This is a genomic window from Arthrobacter sp. SRS-W-1-2016, from assembly GCF_002009585.1.
Classification (GTDB): domain Bacteria; phylum Actinomycetota; class Actinomycetes; order Actinomycetales; family Micrococcaceae; genus Arthrobacter; species Arthrobacter bambusae_A.
On record NZ_MTPV01000002.1, the window covers coordinates 1 to 16048 of the forward strand.

The 16048-nt window shown below is 64.7% G+C and carries 14 protein-coding genes and 1 pseudogene; 7 read left to right on the forward strand and 8 right to left on the reverse strand.

The window, feature by feature from the left end; translation table 11 throughout:
- Positions 1-211 (reverse strand): annotated as a pseudogene (locus BMF89_RS22115) (hypothetical protein); the annotation flags it as partial.
- Between the two features lie 368 nt (positions 212-579).
- Between BMF89_RS22115 and BMF89_RS00300 the strand changes: the two are divergent.
- Both BMF89_RS00300 and BMF89_RS00305 read left to right on the forward strand, forming a co-directional pair.
- Positions 580-786, forward strand: coding sequence for a ribbon-helix-helix protein, CopG family (locus BMF89_RS00300; protein WP_235010569.1), 207 nt, complete (start codon positions 580-582; stop codon positions 784-786).
- Positions 783-1151: a Fic family protein gene (locus tag BMF89_RS00305; RefSeq protein WP_078105095.1), complete on the forward strand. Its 369-nt coding sequence runs from the start codon at positions 783-785 to the stop codon at positions 1149-1151. Before BMF89_RS00300 ends, BMF89_RS00305 begins: the two co-directional genes overlap by 4 nt.
- 419 nt (positions 1152-1570) lie before the next feature.
- Here BMF89_RS00305 and BMF89_RS22665 read toward each other — a convergent pair whose 3' ends face one another.
- The 6 genes from BMF89_RS22665 to BMF89_RS00340 all read right to left on the reverse strand — a co-directional run bounded on the left by BMF89_RS22665 (position 1571) and on the right by BMF89_RS00340 (position 9355).
- Positions 1571-2437, reverse strand: coding sequence for a GyrI-like domain-containing protein (locus BMF89_RS22665; protein ID WP_366214747.1), 867 nt, complete (start codon positions 2435-2437; stop codon positions 1571-1573).
- A gap of 5 nt (positions 2438-2442) precedes the next feature.
- Positions 2443-4170, reverse strand: coding sequence for a DUF5671 domain-containing protein (locus tag BMF89_RS00320; protein ID WP_078105096.1), 1728 nt, complete (start codon positions 4168-4170; stop codon positions 2443-2445).
- The gene (locus BMF89_RS00325) at positions 4167-4631 is read right to left on the reverse strand and encodes a hypothetical protein (protein ID WP_078105097.1); all 465 of its coding nucleotides are present in this window, start codon (positions 4629-4631) and stop codon (positions 4167-4169) included. Before BMF89_RS00325 ends, BMF89_RS00320 begins: the two co-directional genes overlap by 4 nt.
- Before the next feature lie 177 nt (positions 4632-4808).
- Positions 4809-5798, reverse strand: coding sequence for a polysaccharide deacetylase family protein (locus tag BMF89_RS00330; protein WP_078105108.1), 990 nt, complete (start codon positions 5796-5798; stop codon positions 4809-4811).
- A 155-nt stretch (positions 5799-5953) separates the two neighbouring features.
- Positions 5954-6832, reverse strand: a complete 879-nt coding sequence (locus BMF89_RS00335) for a universal stress protein (RefSeq protein ID WP_078105098.1) — start codon at positions 6830-6832, stop codon at positions 5954-5956.
- Between the two features lie 165 nt (positions 6833-6997).
- Positions 6998-9355, reverse strand: a complete 2358-nt coding sequence (locus tag BMF89_RS00340; protein WP_078105099.1) for a heavy metal translocating P-type ATPase — start codon at positions 9353-9355, stop codon at positions 6998-7000.
- 934 nt (positions 9356-10289) lie between these two features.
- Here BMF89_RS00340 and BMF89_RS21440 point away from each other — a divergent pair.
- From BMF89_RS21440 to BMF89_RS00355, 3 genes are all read left to right on the forward strand, one after another.
- Positions 10290-10514 (forward strand): hypothetical protein, encoded by a 225-nt coding sequence (locus BMF89_RS21440; RefSeq protein ID WP_139359482.1) that lies wholly within the window; start codon positions 10290-10292, stop codon positions 10512-10514.
- 151 nt (positions 10515-10665) lie between these two features.
- Positions 10666-11349: a hypothetical protein gene (locus BMF89_RS22245; RefSeq protein ID WP_253190630.1), complete on the forward strand. Its 684-nt coding sequence runs from the start codon at positions 10666-10668 to the stop codon at positions 11347-11349.
- A gap of 107 nt (positions 11350-11456) precedes the next feature.
- Complete coding sequence (locus tag BMF89_RS00355; protein ID WP_078105101.1) at positions 11457-11792, forward strand: hypothetical protein; 336 nt, start codon at positions 11457-11459, stop codon at positions 11790-11792.
- A gap of 510 nt (positions 11793-12302) precedes the next feature.
- On the opposite strand, the gene BMF89_RS00365 is transcribed toward BMF89_RS00355, so the two are convergent.
- Positions 12303-13325 (reverse strand): LacI family DNA-binding transcriptional regulator, encoded by a 1023-nt coding sequence (locus BMF89_RS00365; RefSeq protein WP_078105103.1) that lies wholly within the window; start codon positions 13323-13325, stop codon positions 12303-12305.
- Positions 13326-13487: 162 nt separating this feature from the next.
- On the opposite strand from BMF89_RS00365, the gene BMF89_RS00370 reads away from it, so the two are divergent.
- Positions 13488-14423, forward strand: coding sequence for a dihydrodipicolinate synthase family protein (locus tag BMF89_RS00370; RefSeq protein ID WP_078105104.1), 936 nt, complete (start codon positions 13488-13490; stop codon positions 14421-14423).
- A gap of 121 nt (positions 14424-14544) precedes the next feature.
- Positions 14545-15912, forward strand: a complete 1368-nt coding sequence (locus tag BMF89_RS00375) for an MFS transporter (RefSeq protein ID WP_078105105.1) — start codon at positions 14545-14547, stop codon at positions 15910-15912.
- The last annotated feature ends 136 nt before the right edge of the window (positions 15913-16048 follow it).

Sequence of the window (16048 nt, forward strand, 5' to 3'; positions counted from 1 at the left end):
CGGCCGCCGAACCTCGGAACCATGAAGGTGTAGGGGATACGCAGCGTGGCGCCGACCAGGCTGGGGATCGAGATGAGTCCTCGAGCTCCAGACCGGTGGAGAACTTCCGGGTCCTGAAGGTGGCGGTCAGGGCGTCGCCGGTCAGACGCCAGCCGGTGAGCCCAGCCTCGGCGAGCTCGGCGGCGGAGAGCTTCCGTTGGGAATCAGTCATAGTGCCATCATGGCGCCGGAGGGCAGCCGTGGGGCTACCCCTGGAGGCACCACGCCTCCAAGGGTAATGGCGCCGCCGCCGGCGACTGCGGGTAAACGCCCGTACTGCGCGGGGATAACGCTGTCACGCCCTGGCAGGTGAGAGGAAGGCCCAGTCGCAATGCTAGGCGCATCCTTCCTTCGAGCCTCCCCCCGGGGACCAAATTCGCCGACAACCGATGTTCCGTAAAGCTGGCAAAACTCTTCGGATTAAGGCGCCTGGCCGACTGAAAGAGGATATGCCGGTGCCCCGGCCCCTTGAGCTCGGGACTCGAATCGAAGGCGCTTGCAGTCCAGTCGAAGCGGGTACCGTTTTGGTACCATATGGGCATGGCTATGAATCTCCGTGTCCCTGAAGACCTCGATCGACGGCTGGAGAAGTTGGCTGCCGAGGAACACACGTCGAAGTCTGCGCTTCTGTTGCAGGGGGCAGAGTTGGTTCTGCAGCGTCATGCGCGCCGACGCGAAATCAGCCAGGGCCTCGATTTTGTTATGAGTCATGACGCTGAGTTGCTGAAGCGCCTTGAGGACGCGTGACAGCGTATCTGGACATTGAGGATGCCCTCCAAGTAGTCGATCGGTACGGCTTCCATGTCCGTGATGTCGGCTTGTTGGCCTCGGCATTGGCCAGGCCGGCTACAACCGTCATGGGCGCGGAGGCTTATCCGGAACTGGCGGTGAAGGCGGCCGCTTTGTTGGAGTCGGTCGCCCGGTTCCGTCCACTCATTGATGGGAACAAACGGACGGCGTGGACGCTCATGGTGCTGTTGCTTTGGATTAACGGTTACCGGCATGGCTTCACCACGGATGAAGGCTTCGACCTCGTCGTCGGAGTCGCCGCGGGCACTATCGACTTGCTGGACTCTGCCGCCCAGATTTCTGGGCAGCTGCTGCCCCGGTAGTCCTTCACCCCTCTCGAAAAGCGGGGTGTGGACAATGTCCACACTTTTCGTCTCGGACTTCCTCGTACAGCCCCCGACTTGCCCGGACTGCCTATGTTTTCAGGACTTCCCAGTGTTCTCGGGGGCTGGAAGACGGTTCGAGTCCCACTTTGGGCACGTGTTTGGGCAGGTCAGGGATGAGCAGTTGATCGCCGCGTTGGAGCTACTTGCCGAGCGTGGGCCGCAGCTGGAACGTCCGCTTGTGGATACGGTGGCCCGAAACGTTCCTGCGCGGTATTAATGGCCGGGGCCAGTGTGGTGCTCCAGGACGGCCGCCCCGTTCTTCCAGAACGACGTCAGGAGGTGTGACAACGAGGGATGGCGCGCCGCCAAACAACATTGAAAACGCTAGCAAGAGAAGAAGCCCTGACTCCTGAATATCAGGCGGCCGGCCACACGACCCTCGTTTGCCATTTCTGCGGATCACGCTCGGTTGGCGGTCCGTTCAGATAGTATTCCCACATCGTGTCCGAGGGGCGCTTTCCCGCTGACTTTATCTGGTCCTGGACGACGGTGTAGGTGCTCTCCAGGGTGTCGTAGGGTCCGGTGTGCATAGCCTCGTAGGCCTCAGTCTCGGGAAGCATGCTGGCAACTACTGTCCCGGCGTCCGCAAGGGTGTCCGTAATCGGGAAGCCGGCTTCGACGTCGACCGTCTCGGCGGGCATTCCGAGGTAGAGGGCAAAGGGAGGTCCGGCCAGTTGGACGTTTTGCCGCCGGGTTTCGGCGGCTACGGCGGCGAAGGCGCGGCTGAAGAACTCCGGAAGGGCGTTCATGGCGACCTTTTCGCGCAGGACGGCGGTTGGCTGCTCGGAGCAGTGGATCAGCGTTGCCTCCGGTGTTACGGTATCCGCCGATGCTCCCTGTGCGGGCGTTACCGCGTTCTGCCAGAGCCCGATCACGTTACCTTCGCTGTCACGGAAGTACGCATTCCAGCCGGAACCGGGAACCTCCATCCTGCGCCGAACAGTTTCACCGCCAAGTCGTCCTATCTGCTCCAACACACCATCAATGTCGTCGACAGCGATGGTGACCACGGGTGCCTGTAGGAGGTCTCCGCGGCGGAAGATTCCCCCGTTGATTGACCCCGTCTCCGCTGGCCGCCCTTGGCTGTCCAAAGGGGTTGTCTTGGCCAGGCTATATTCCATCTCCGGAAGCACCTGGAAGCTCCAGCCGAACACCGATCTGTAGAAGTCCCTTGCACGTCCTTCGTCGTCCGCAGGGATTTCGAAATGTACTACTCCACCCATGGCACTCACCTTTCTGAAACGGGGGCATTATTGCGATCTTCCTGCTGAACGAGGGGAATGACATCGATTCGGGCGCCCTGGGCGGCAGGTGGACCGATCACCAGCAGGATGTTCTTGGCGGCGACACCGGCCAGTGCGTTAAGTACCCGCCCGACCAACTCAGGTTCCCCAGGCGGGATGCCTTCCGCAGGCGGAGCCTCGGGTCCCGGCTGGGCCCTTCTCCATACGGTGACCTTAGCGCCGGTGGCGTCGGTGATCGCCTGGGACAGCCGGTCAGGATGGGAGGCGGTCACCAACGTCACTTGTCGGCCCGTGTGTCCCTGGACGGGGGGTGCGACCGCCAGGAGGGCGTGTTCGCGCCGCCACAACGCAAAGTGATAGGCGGAAACGAGGCCGGCTGCCACCAGGAGGCCGAGCGGCGCACGGGTGCGGTCCAGGAGGCTGCCCCCGGTGACATCGCCCAGGAGGTACTCGAAGATCCGGTATCCGATCACGAGGAGGGCGATCAGGGCCACCACAGCGCTGATCCCGAAGAACACTATGAGGTAGACACGTCTGGCTTGCGGAAGGGTGTCCGCGGTTTGCGGCTGCCGTCCCGGCTTCCAGGCCTGCCACCAGATCGGACCTCCCACGACGAGGGAACTGATCCCGCCCAGCAGGAGGGTGCGCGTGCCGCCGCCCGCGAGTGGCGAAACCGCGATGGCAAACGTTGCGTTGATGATCACGCCAAGGCCGGAGGCAGCGGCCGCCAAGGCAACCCCGGATGTCACCAGCCGGCTCGCGCGCCGGGTGGCAACAGAACGGTGGGCCCCGCTGACTCGGTGATAGCGCCACACCAAAGCGCCGACGGCGGCTGCGGCGATCGCAGTGCCGAGTGGACCGAGCAGCTCACTCATCGGGCCCTCCCGGTCGAAGGCCATCCTCAGGAGCACAAAACCCACGACGCTTGCCCCGGCGAGCGCAGTGATGCCCGCCGCGAAGATCCCGACGCCAATCAGGGCCACGTCCACCAGGGCGGTCCGAAGTTTGCGTCCGCCGCCCCGGAACCAGTGCCACCACCAGACAGTGCTTCCGCCTATGGCCCAGACCAAGGCCCGGAGTATGGGCTGCCACCAGGTTTCCACCCCTGGAGTCAGGCTGGTGTAGCCGAGGATTGCGACATCCAGTAAGCCGCCCAGCGCCGAGATGGCGGCAACGGCTCCCACTAACAATCCGAACACCGAACCGATGACCGCCGGGACGTCGTTCAGATTGGCGGGATGCTTGATGGGGTGCCGCCACATCCAGTGGTGCCAGATCCAGATGCCGGCCCAGGCAATCCCTATGGACAAGGGCGATGACCACTGGGGCTCCCGTGCACCGATGAAGGACGCCGCCATCCCCAGGAAAGCGGTTACGGAGGCGATGAGGGAGACCGCGTAGACGCCGGCCAGGTACAGGCTCCACCCCGCTGAAGCACGTTCCATCGGGTCGTCGAGCCTCTTCCAGACCACCCACCACAGGATCGCCGCGAGCGGGCCGCCGATCAACGTGAAGGCGAGGGAGCGGGCAAGTCCGGCCACATCGTTGGACGCCACCACCGCACCGGTGCTCAGCAAGCGTTCCACAAGGCCGCTGAGCCCGACAGCCCCGATCACCACGAGGGCAATCAACAGGGCGTAGAGGATCAGGCGGCGGAGGGTGAGCTGGGCCGAACCCGCAGTGGAAACTTTCGTCGAGACCCTTGCATTCATTGCTTCACCGACGATCCGACGCAGAACAGGAGCGGGTACGGGGCCTGGTCGACCAGCCATTTGCCATTGATCGTAACGAGGGAGAAGCGGTCCTGCGTCTCGTACTCGGATGGCCCGAACGGGCCATCCGAGCCTGAACTGACAATAGAGACTCTTACCAGTGCCGTGGTGCCCCGCTCGGTGGTCGAGATCAGCACTACCCGGGAAGGCAGCGGACCGCTTTCCCGGGTGCTGCGGCATAACGAACTGGCCGCCGAGGTGAGGTAGGTACTGGCTGTGGCCGTGTCCCCTTCAATGACCGCCGTGCTGTATCGCTGGACGACCCCCTGCGGTGTGGATTCATCAAGCACCGGTGGTCCACCCCGGGTGGAGACGACTGCCAGGGCGACGACGACCAACAGTGCAATTGCTGACACAATCACCAGGAGGACCCGGTCCGGCTTTCCCGCCGCAGCGTTCATGCCGTCAGTATGGCGCACAAGCAGTCCGTGTGCAGGTGTCTTTCGGCCTTATGAGCAGGGTGAAGCCGGCCGGGTGGGTGCTACCGACAATGAGCGAGAGCATGAGCCCCGGGATTAGGTATGGGAAGAATGGGCCACAAATCCGAGCAGGGTGAGTAGTGAAGCTCTTCTCATGCCCTATCTGCCCAGGAGCCGGTCGAGGGTGACGAAGCCATAGCCGGCGGCAGTGATCCGGTCGATGATTTGCGGCAGGGCGTCGGCGTCCAGGGTGCTGCCGTCGTCGGGGTTGGAGCCGATGTGCATCAGGACGATTTCACCTGGCGTGAGGGCGGTGAGGGTGCGGTCCGTGACCATTTGGGTGCTGATGCCGCCACTCGTTCCTTTCCACCCCAGGGTGTCCACGGTCCAACGGACGGCGACGTAGCCCAGGTCGTTGACGGCAGCGATTGTCCGGGTATCCCTTTCGCCGTACGGGAAACGGAAGAACGGGCGCGGATCCGCACCTGCGGCTGAAATGGCTTGTTCGGCCCCGCGGACCTGCTGAGCGATTAGTGCGTCAGAGAGGCTGGTGAACGCGGGGTGGGTCATGGAGTGGTTCCCCACCTGGTGCCCGGCTGCGACAATCTGCCCGACCCCTGCGGGATTCGTCTCCGCCCAGTTCCCGGTGAGGAAGAAAGTGCCGGGCACGCCTTTGGCGGCCAGTGCTGACAGGATTTTGGGAAGGCCGGCTGCGTTGGCGCCCGCGTCAAATGTCAGGGCCACTACACGGGCAGCGTCAGGAATGAGGGTCAGGTCCTGGCCGCGCAGTGACGGCGGGAACGGGGCCGGGGGCGCCGGGACGGTGGTCCCGGGCTGTGCCGGAACGGTGTCAGGGGGTACGGTCACCGGCGGTTCGACCGGAGTCTGGCCGGCCTCCGTGGTCTCCGTCTCAGTCGGGAGGACGGAGGGCGTCGGCGACGGCAACGGTGGCAAGGTGGCGCGGGACCCTGACGGAGTGGGGGAACTTGTCATTGGCACTAAGGAGGTTACCGGTGGCTGGGCCGACGACGGCGGCCTGCCGCGCTGTGCGGTCAGCAGACCGATTCCAATGGCGACAGCCACTACGGCAAGGGCGACCACGATCCCGACCACCCGGCGTCGGCCGGTGTCTGAAGTTGCCGATGCCACAGTTGCTACCGCCCCTTCGATCCAGGCCGCCTTCGGTTCCGCAGCCGCACGTTCTGCCACTGCCGCCGCGCGCCGCTGGCGGCTGATGTTCTGTTTGGATCATGCTGGGCCCCACGACGGCGGAAGCGGCAGAGTCTTTAGTCCTCCAGGACTTCTTATGGCTTCTCGCGGGCGTCGTGCCCTGCGCTGCTTCGCCGGGAGATGAGGATGGGACCTTTGGCGTGGTGAAGGACTGCATGGGCGGTGGAACCGATGGTGCCTCTTATGAGTCCGTGGCCTTTGGTTCCCACGACGGTGATGCGGGCGTCTTGGGATGCGTCGAGGATGGCCCGGGGGATCGAGGTATCGGTGAGCAGTTGTCTTTCGACGATTACCCCGGGGGCCAGGCCTCGGGCAGTACTGATGGCTGCGTCCAGAAGAGCTTCTCCTGTCGGGTAAGAGTCCACGGGATCTCGAAGCATTCTGTAGCCGGCCGGGGCATGCTCAACGTGAACGACCTTGAGGTCCGCTCCTGTCACGCTGGCCAGTGTGCAGGCATCTTCGAGTGCTGCCGCGGAGCCTGAGCCGTCTATGGCGACAAGGACGGGCCCGTCCGGGTATTCGTCGGATCGGATCACCGCGACGGGACAGTCGGCAGTGGCTGCCAATTCCAGACTGACGGATCCCACGAGCAGTCCCATGAACCCGCCGAGGCCGCGGCTTCCGACGACGAGCATTTCTTCACCTGCGGAAATGTCGAACAGATGTACGCTGGGGTACCCGTAGACGAGTGACGTTTGGACTTCCACGCCGGGTGCGGCATGCTTCGCGTGTGCCAGGCCCTCTTCGAGGATGGCTTGCGCGGAGTGGCCGAGACCGCTGTCTGCCACCCCGGGGACCGGTGCGAGGTCGTGGGTCAGCAGGGGCCACAGTGAGCAGTGCACCAGCTGGAGGGGAAGGTTGCGCAGGGCTGCTTGCCCGGCCGCCCAGCGGACAGCTTGTGCCGCTTGAGACGATCCGTCATAGCCGACCACGATGGTCTTGGACTCCTGCATGGCTTCTCCCTTGTCTGGTGTTCACGTTCGGGCGCCCGGAGCGGTTGCATTTCCTCTGAGCGTAGTTTGTGGCGCCCGGGGGTTCCGGGTATCCGTCTGAAGTTGTTGAGCGGCCTGGCTGGGTCGTCCCGTCTACGCCGTCCTGGTTCCGAAGAGCATGATGGTTCATTCGTCGGGGTCCTTGGCCGCCGCGGGCTGCCGGGTGCGGTGAGTGTCGGAGTTCTTGGTCCGGGGCCGGTCATCGGGCACGAGGCTGAAGGCGCCTTCCTCTTCGAGGGCGTTGTGCAGTCTGAGGATGGCGTACAGGCCGTAGAGCAGGCGGCGGAGTTCGATGATGTCTTCGGGCCGGGCGTCGTTTTCGAATCCGTTCAACAGTCGGTGGAGCCGGCTGATGAGGTGTTCGATTTCGGCGTGGGTGCGGCTCATGTCGGCTGTCGCGTTCGTCCCGCCGAGGGCGCGGGCGACCAACGGAACGAGGAGTTCCTCGTCGGCGCGTTCGTGGGGGAGCAGTTCTGTTTCGAGGCGGTGGAGCAGGGCCCGTGCCGGGGCCAGGTTGTGGTCCCGGGTTGTGAGGGTGTCTGCGACGGCGCGGATCTGTTCGACGACGGCGCTCATGGCCTCGTGCTGGGATTTGAGCTGCTGTGCGGTGGCGATGTCGGCTGGCACCATGTTGATGGTGTGGGATTTGCCCGGGATGACCGCGCGAAGGGCGATGCCTATGGCCAGGACATCGATGATCTCCTGCAGGACGGCTCCGGCCGCCGGCGCGAGGAAGCCGCAGGCGGCTGCGACCATGGCGGCCAGCGACAATCCCATGCCGATGAGTACGGCCTGGTGGCCGATTCCCATGGACCGGCCGGCGATGAGGATGGCGTCTGCAAGTGCGTCTATGCGGTCCACGGTCAGTACGACGTCGGCAGCTTCGGACGAGGCGGTGGCGCCGCGTGCTGCCAGGGCTACGCCCACTCCGGCGGCGGCCAGGGCCGGGGCGTCGTTCACGCCGTCGCCGACCATGATCGTGGCCGCGGCGGCGGATTCAGTGGTGATCACGTCCAGTTTCTCGCCCGGGTCGCAGTCGGCCCGGACGGAATCGACCCCGACGATCCTGCCTACCGTGCGCGCAATGTCCTCCCGGTCGCCTGTGACGAGGATGATCCTGCGGATGCCCGCGTTGCGCAGTGCCCGGATCATCCGCGGGGCGTCGGGCCTGACGGGGTCCTCCAGCAGGAACGCGCCGGAGGCCTGTCCGTCGACCGCGATGAACACCGTCAGTGATCCGTCGAGATCAGCCCGCCGACGCACCTGACGCACCCAGCCCGGTTCCGACCCTGGGGTGATCCACGCGGCCTTGCCAAGCCTGACCTCATGGGCTCCGACTTTTCCCTGAAGTCCATAGCCGTGTTCCTCGCGGACGTTTTCGGGCATCTCAAGTTCAAGGTTCCGGCGGGTGGCCGCGGTCACGATCGAACTGGCCAGGACATGGGGTGAGACCTGGTCCAGGGAGGCTGCCAGCCGCAGGAGCTCGTCGGCATCGGCGGTGTCGTCGGCCGTGATCGTGTCAGCCAGGGTGGGCTGCCCCCGGGTCAGTGTGCCGGTTTTGTCAAAGAGGGCTACCCGGCCGGCGGCAAGCCGTTCAAGTGCACCGCCGCCTTTGATCACGACGCCGATGCTCGCGGCGCGGGAGAGTCCGGACATGATCGCGATCGGGGCGGCCAGCAGAAGCGGGCAAGGCGTCGCGACGACAAGGACCGCCACTGCCCGCACCGGGTCGGTGCTGAGCGCCCAGGCCGCCCCTGCCAAAACCAGGGTCAGCGGGACGAAGAAGACAGCGAACCGGTCTGCGGTGCGCACGAACGGAGCTGAGGCCGCCTGAGCCTGCTCCACCAGCCGGACGACACCGGCGTAGGTCGAGTCCGCCGCGGCTGCGGTCGCGATCAGGTCGAGAGGCGCGCCGGCGTTTACCACGCCGCTGCGAACATCATCGCCCACGAGTCGTTCCACGGGCAGTGATTCTCCCGTAAGCGCGGACTCATCCAGGGTCCCGGCCGAGAGGAGTCGTCCATCCACGGCAAGGACTTCGCCCGTGCCAACGACAAGCAGATCGCCCACGGCGAGTGCTTCCACGGGAACCGTCTCCACGCCGCCTTCGACCCTGCGTCGCGCAGTGCGTGGGGCGCGCTCCACGAGCAGGCTCAGCTCCCGCCGGGCGCGGGCCTGGGCCCGTGCCTCCAGGAGCCGGCCCGTTGCGAGCATGACCGTGATCATTGCGCCGGCGAATGGCTCGTTGACCCACAGGGCGCCCCCCAGAGCCAGGACCGCGATGACGTCCACGCTGGCCTGCCGGTGCCGAAGCGCACCTGCCACCCAGACGATGGCGAACACCAGACCGAGAATCGTCCCCACTGCCCAGAGAATCCCCGCCACCGAATACCAGCCCAGCAGCCACACCGCGCCACCACCCACCAAGAGGAAGGTGGAGGCAACGAAGAGCAATAACTCAATCCGGACACGCAGGTAGCCCATGAGCCCATACTCACATGCCGGACAGGCCCCGAAGAAGAACCAAAAGTCCTATAAGCTCGACGTCCCGGGTGCCGGCCACCCGGCATTGCTCCGCAGTCCGGCTTCGAAGCATCCTTGGTAAGGCAAATGGGCATGGCCGTCTCGAGATGGGCCACTTTGGCCTGTGGGCGGAGCCGGCGTTCGCCGCCCGGGCAAGACGTCGTCAGTCTTGCTGTTGGGAGGCGCTGGAGGGTGATCTGGAGCTTCCATTGACGCGTCGCGTTTGGACCAGGGACATCGGCGGCGGTGGCCCTTGCCTGCCGGTTTGCACGCTGGCCGGTTCCGGATCTTGGCGCGGCCGCAGCGGGCAGCCTGGTGGCCGTCGCCGCCTGGCGGGTGGCGGCCAACATCCTTCTCCTGAACGAGGACTTCATGCCCGCAGTCAGCGTCGGGGACGCGCTGTGCCTGATCGCCGGCACCCTGCCGACGGCCGTTGTTGCCTCCCTCGACCGTAACCCGGGGCACAGTGCCCTTCCGAGATTGGCCGGGGGCTGGTCGCATTCATCGCCAACGTCATCATCCTCTGATCGGCACGGAGACAGCGATCGGACCGGGACCGGGGTGCAGGACCGCGAGGGCCGCGACAGCCGGCCACCGGCCGGGCGAAGGGACCGATCGAGATCGGAGGAGAGGCCGGCAACAGCGTGTTCGATCCCGTCAGCGGGACCATCCTGGTCAACGTTCAGAGCCGCGGTGAGCTGCTGGGCATCGATCCTTCCACGGACTTGGTAACTACCCCGATCCAGCTTGGGGACTGCGTGAGTAATCAGGCCTTTACGTCGACGGCGCGGAAAAGCTTGCGTTCATCGCCTGGGAAGACGATGCCAAGCTCCTCCTGGTCGACCTTCATAGCAAACAGATCACCGCCAGCTTCGACGCCGGCCCGAGCCCGGACGTGCCGGCATTCGATCAGGGCCTGCACCGCCTCTACGTCCCTTCCGAAAGCGGAGTGGTCACGGTCTTCGACGAACAAGCCCGTGCCCTGGTTCTGAAGGCCTCCGGGACGCTCGCCGATAACGCGCACACGGTCGCCGTGGACCAGGCAACCCACAGGGTCTACTTCCCGCTCCAGGACGTCAACGGCCACCCGGTCCTGCGCGTCGAGGACGCTATCCGATGAACAGGAACAAACGACGGGACGGAAACCGGGTCACGCCCACGGTAAGGACCCGGGGTCGGCGTCGGACTTAAGCCCCTGTTGGGGAGGGCGGTTCCGGCGTACTTTGCAAGTGGGGTCCTGGTAATCCGTGGCCCACACCCAAGGGGGCACCATGACCGGATGCAGGCTTTCGGCGTTCAGCATTCTGGGGGTTTGTGCCCTCTTCGCGCTCTCAGGCTGTTTCGGCCCTCCCGCCCCGGCGCCCACGAGTGGCTCTTCTACCCTGAGCGCTACAGCAACCCCAGTCGCCACTCCGAGCGCGACGGCGAACCCGTCCGCGCCGATCAGCCCGTCGATAGAACCGATTCCGCCGGCCACCGCCGCGCCGTCGCCCGCCCCCACGAGCCCGGCAGCGACAGGGGAGACTACCCCCGCGGGGCTCCCGCAGCAGGTCGCCCCGCTGACGGTCTACTACGTCGCGATCGGCGACAACGGCACTTCCGGGCCGATTACCGGCTGTGGCGACAGCCTCGTCGCGACGACCACGGCCCCGGTCCGCTTCACGGACCAGGTAGGCCCCAGCATCAGGACCTTGCTCGCGAACAAGAACCGCGCCGTCGGCCTGTCCGGGCTCGTGAACGTCCTATATCAATCGAACCTCACCTACCTCGGGGGTGAGTTGGACGGCAGCACGATCACGATCTACCTCTCCGGGCAGTTCATGCTGTCGGGCGTGTGCGACATCCCGCGCGCTAAGGCCCAGCTGGAGTTCACCGCCATGGCCGCATCCGGGGCCACGAACGCCCGAGTTTTCGTCAACGGTCGCCCGATCGACGACGTGCTCAGCCTCAAGTAGTGCACGTCAGGGAAACCGGTGAAGACGAAGAGCGAGCACTTTACTTGGTTGGGACCGCTTTGGCGGCAAGTCTTTACATCGTGCAGTCCCGGAGTAACCATTGCTGGATGACCCCACCTGCAGAAACCCTTACCGTGGCTTTGGAAGATGTGGGAGATACCTCATGGTGGGCCAGGATCCTGACAATCCTCGGATCCCAGTACGGGAGCATCCAACAGCGTTTTGTGGGCCAGGTCGACGGGAAGATCCGCTACAGGAGCTCTACCTTTCCCGTTGCAGGGTCGGTCGGCCCGATCTCACCCCAAGAACAATGGGCTCCGGGGATGACGGCTGCACTGGAAGAACTGCAGCGTGATCTGGGCAGGGACGGGTGGAGAGAGACCTCGCGGGGGAGGGATCCGTGGTCACTAACGTATGAGCGGGTGACATCCGGTCCTTCGTGACCAGACCGTTGCGGGCCCCGGAGGACCTCCAGTCATCACGTCGACTTATCACGTCGACAATCCGCGCGAAACAACTTTCGCGAGGGCGTTCTTCAGATTGGTTCCACCTGGATCTCAGCTTGATGGTCGTGTTGGTCATTTCGCTGGCACTGTTCTTCGATTTCGAGAATGGGTTTCACAACACCGCCAATGCCAAGGCCACCCCCAAGTCACGATTGGTTGGCCGGCACCTGGTTCGCGGGCACCCGGAGGCTAATTGACCCGTTAACGGGCGGATACACCTATATGTCGGCTTGGCCTGCCAGTGGCGGAGTGGGGTGTGCAGAGCAGAGAAAATTCGGCGCGCTTGCAACCGCCCCTCTCCGTCGCGCATGAGGCTGCAACAATGCCCCATGGATAGCTGACTTCTCGGACCCATCACCTAGATGAAGCTTCAGAGCTCCATCTGGGTTGGAATCATGACTCAGCCTGAACTGGGATGCGACTGCCCAGGTCTTGTTGAATTTTTACTCATGTGCGCCTTGGCGCGCCGCTGGATTCCCTGGGGATGAGGGTGGGCATGGATTTGCGGATGTGTGGTTCCTTGCCGGGGTTGATGATGAGATCGATGGCGGTGCTGGCGATTTGGGCGAGGGGGACCCGGACTGATGTCAAGGGGGTGGAGAGCCTGGCCGATAGGGGGGTGTCGTTGTATCCGACGAGTGCCAGGTCCTGCCCGACGGTGATCCCGTGCTTGTGTGCTGCGGCGATGATGCCGAGCGCTATGTTGTCGTTGGCAGCGAACACCGCCGTCGGGCGTTTCCCGGATCCTTCAGCTAGCAGCGATTCTCCGGCCGCGAATCCGTTTTCAATGCCGTAGCCGGCAGCGATCAGCCATTCCTTGGGCGGGTTGATGCCGGCTTCGTCGAATGCGCGGCGTGCGCCTGCGAGGCGGCCTACGCCGCTGGATGTGAAGGAGGGGCCGGTCACTACCGCAATGTCGCGGTGCCCGAGGTCGAGGAGGTGCCGGGCGGCGAGGTATCCGCCTACTTCGTCGTCTCCGACGGCGGAGGGGCTTATGCCGTCGGTGCGTAGCACCAGGGCGTGCGTCACGCCGCGTTTGCGCAGCAGGCGGGGCAAGTCGTCGTCGAGCCGGGCTGTTGCCAGGATCAGTCCGTCGACGTTGCGGTCCAGCAGGGTTTCGGCGGCGCGGCGTTCGTCTTCGGGGTTATCGCCGCTGGTGGCTACCATGGCAAAGTAGCCACGGTCAGACGCCGAGCGCTCCAGTTCCTCGAACATCAGCGCCATCACGGTGTCGCTCAGGCGCGGCACGAGCACCCCCAGCGTCCGGGTTTCTCCCCGGCGCAGGCTTGATGCGAAGGAGTTCCGGCGGTAGCCGAGTTCCTCGGCAATCTTCCGGACGTGCTGGGCGGCGACCGAGCGTGGGGCGGAGCCGCGTTCATCGAGGGCACGGCTGGCAGTGGAAAGACTCACGCCACTGGCCGCGGCAACATCCCGCAACGTGACGCTTGCGCCTGGTGCAGCCGGTTCCATGTGAATACTCCTGTCCGAAATTGTCCTAGGACACACTCTATTTCCTCCGATCGAGAACCAGGGTGTTGACAGTGAGCTGGACCACGCCGCAGAATGAAAACGTTCCCGCAAACGTTCTCACATTCTAGCGGGACTACGATCAAGAAAACAGAGGAAGCTCTCATGACCATCGATCTTCGCGGGCTCGTTCCCGCACCTGTAACGCCGTTCAACCGGGACGGCAGCGTCGACGTCGACGCGATCCACCGCCTGGGTGGCTGGCTGGCCGGCGTCGAGGGCGTCAAAGGCCTGGTGGTCCTCGGCCACGCCGGCGAAGGGACTTTCCTGACCCAGGAGGAGCAGGCGCTTGTCATCCGGGAATTCAAGAACGCCGTCAATGGCGAAGTCCCGATCATCGCCGGCATCACGGGGGAGGGCAACATGGTTGCCGCCCTGGAGGCCAAGCGCGCGGTCGAGGCCGGCGCATCTGCCGGCCTCGTCTACCCCTCCCACGGCTGGCTGCGCTTCGGATACCAGAAGGGCGCACCGCAGACCCGCTACAAGGAAATCTACGAAACGTCCGGGCTGCCGCTCATTCTCTTCCAGTACCCGGACGCCACCAAGGCCACCTACGACCTGGAAACCCAGTTGGAGATAGCCGGCCAGGAAGGAGTGTTCGCCACCAAGAACGGCGTACGGAACATGAAGCGCTGGGACACCGAAATCCCCGTTCTTCGCGCCACCTACCCAGAGCTGCAGATCCTGACCTGCCATGACGAATACCTGCTGCACACCATGTTCGACGTCGACGGCGCACTAGTCGGCTACGGCGGACTCGCCCCCGAACCGCTCGTGGAGCTGATCGCAGCCGGCAAGGCAAAGGACTACGCAGCGGCGCGCGCCATCCACGACCGCCTCCTGCCGGTGACCAAGAACGTCTACCACCGCGGCTCCCACATGGAAGGCACCGTCGCCCTCAAGGAAGGACTCGTCGCCCGAGGCATCCTCGAGCACGCCACCGTCCGGCCGCCGCTGCTTCCCCTGGCCGAAGGCGCCGGCCACGAAATCGCGCTGGCACTGAAGTCCGCCAACCTGGGCAGCGTCACCGTTCCCGCCTGATCCTCGCCGATCCCAAGGATGGCGGGCCACCCGCCCGCCATCCTTCCCCCCAAGTTTTACTCTCTCCAATCTTGGTCAACGACGACCCCCAGCACCGCAGCTGGAGAAGGAGGACTCGCAAATGCGCGAGCTGAACAAGACCGCCCCCGCCCTCAAGGACCACCCGGCACAGGCGGCCTCCGCATCAGGTGCCGCACCCTCGGGCGGCACGTCCACGTTCTACACCCGCAGGGAGATCCGGTTCATCCTGGCCTTCGCACTGCTGGGAACCCTGTTCGACGGCGCCGAGCTGAACCTGATCGGTTTCCCGCTCGCGTATATCTCCGACAGCCTGCACGTCTCCACCATCGCCCTGATCACGGTCGCGACGGTGCAGGGCTTCGCTTCCATCCTGGGCGGGTTCGTGTTCGGCACCCTCGGAGACACCCTGGGCCGGCGCCGCACCTTCGCCATCTCCGTCCTCGCATTCGGTGTCGCGGCCGCCCTCGGCGGTCTGGCCACAAACTACGAAATCTTCCTCCTGACCCGGGTGCTCGCCGGCGTCGGCATGGGCGGCCTCTTCGGGCTTTCATTCTCGATGTTCACCGAATGCTGGCAGACCAAAAAACGGGGCACCATGGGCGGCATCATCCAGTCCATGTACTTCGTCGGCGAAATCCTCACCGCAGGCCTCATCTACTTGTTCCTGTCCACCCTGGGCCATGACCTGGGCTGGCGGGCCGGTTACATCGCGATCGGCCTGATCAGCCTCGTGATCGGGGCGGCGTCGCTGAAGCTGCTGCCCGAATCCAAGCAATGGCTGGCCTACCAGGAACACCGCAGGAACGGCACCCTCCCGCCGGAACTGCGCCGCTCCAAAGTCCCCGTGATCGACATCTTCCGCCCCCGCTTCGCCTACGGGACCGTCCTGTTCATGATCCTTTCAACGGCGATGTTCCTGACCACCAACTCGGTAGGCGCCTACCTGTCCACCTACCTGCTCAAGACCCAGCAACTGCCCCTGGACACCGTGAGCCTGATCGTGCTGCTCGGCTACGTCTCCACGATCATCACCTACTCGACCACCGGCTTCATCTCCGACCGCATCCGCCGCAAGTACGCATTCACGGCAGCCTGCGTCTTCGGAACCGCCGGCTTTGCCTGGTTCGTGTCCTTGCTCACCTCCGGGCACGCTCACATCACCGGCGCGTTCTGGACAGCACCCGCGTTCTGGGCACTCATGATGTGCGCCGGAGGGGCCGGAGGATTCGGCGTCCTCGGTGTCTGGATGTCCGAATTCTTCCCCACCCGCATCCGCTCCACCGGCTCCAGCGCCAGCTATTACGTAGGACGCGGCCTCGGCGCCGGAGTCTTCCCGCTCTTCGCACTCACCCTCACAGGCACTGTCCCGTTCGCCCTCGCACTCGGCATCATCGGCCCCGTCGCAGGCGTCCTCTTCTCCGTCCTCACACCAGACCGCACCGGACGAACCATCGCCGACCTCGAGTAACACGAATCCTGGAACGGACCTTACGGTTTGTCCCGTGTCGGGTCCGGGACTGTCTGAATAACAATGAAGATGGAGTTGCGGCTCCGGGCGGGTCTGACTTGCTGAATAACTGACGTGCTCTCGGGCATTGTCCTGA

Excerpts from the sequence above, each read along its gene's own strand:
- BMF89_RS00320 (WP_078105096.1), bottom strand. The coding sequence starts at position 4,170 with ATGAATGCAAGGGTCTCGACGAAAGTTTCCACTGCGGGTTCGGCCCAG.
- BMF89_RS00325 (WP_078105097.1), bottom strand. The coding sequence starts at position 4,631 with ATGAACGCTGCGGCGGGAAAGCCGGACCGGGTCCTCCTGGTGATTGTG.
- BMF89_RS22245 (WP_253190630.1), top strand. The coding sequence starts at position 10,666 with ATGACCGGATGCAGGCTTTCGGCGTTCAGCATTCTGGGGGTTTGTGCC.
- BMF89_RS00370 (WP_078105104.1), top strand. The coding sequence starts at position 13,488 with ATGACCATCGATCTTCGCGGGCTCGTTCCCGCACCTGTAACGCCGTTC.
- BMF89_RS00335 (WP_078105098.1), bottom strand. The coding sequence starts at position 6,832 with ATGCAGGAGTCCAAGACCATCGTGGTCGGCTATGACGGATCGTCTCAA.
- BMF89_RS00355 (WP_078105101.1), top strand. The coding sequence starts at position 11,457 with ATGACCCCACCTGCAGAAACCCTTACCGTGGCTTTGGAAGATGTGGGA.
- BMF89_RS00365 (WP_078105103.1), bottom strand. The coding sequence starts at position 13,325 with ATGGAACCGGCTGCACCAGGCGCAAGCGTCACGTTGCGGGATGTTGCC.
- BMF89_RS00300 (WP_235010569.1), top strand. The coding sequence starts at position 580 with ATGGCTATGAATCTCCGTGTCCCTGAAGACCTCGATCGACGGCTGGAG.
- BMF89_RS00375 (WP_078105105.1), top strand. The coding sequence starts at position 14,545 with ATGCGCGAGCTGAACAAGACCGCCCCCGCCCTCAAGGACCACCCGGCA.
- BMF89_RS22665 (WP_366214747.1), bottom strand. The coding sequence starts at position 2,437 with ATGGGTGGAGTAGTACATTTCGAAATCCCTGCGGACGACGAAGGACGT.
- BMF89_RS00340 (WP_078105099.1), bottom strand. The coding sequence starts at position 9,355 with ATGGGCTACCTGCGTGTCCGGATTGAGTTATTGCTCTTCGTTGCCTCC.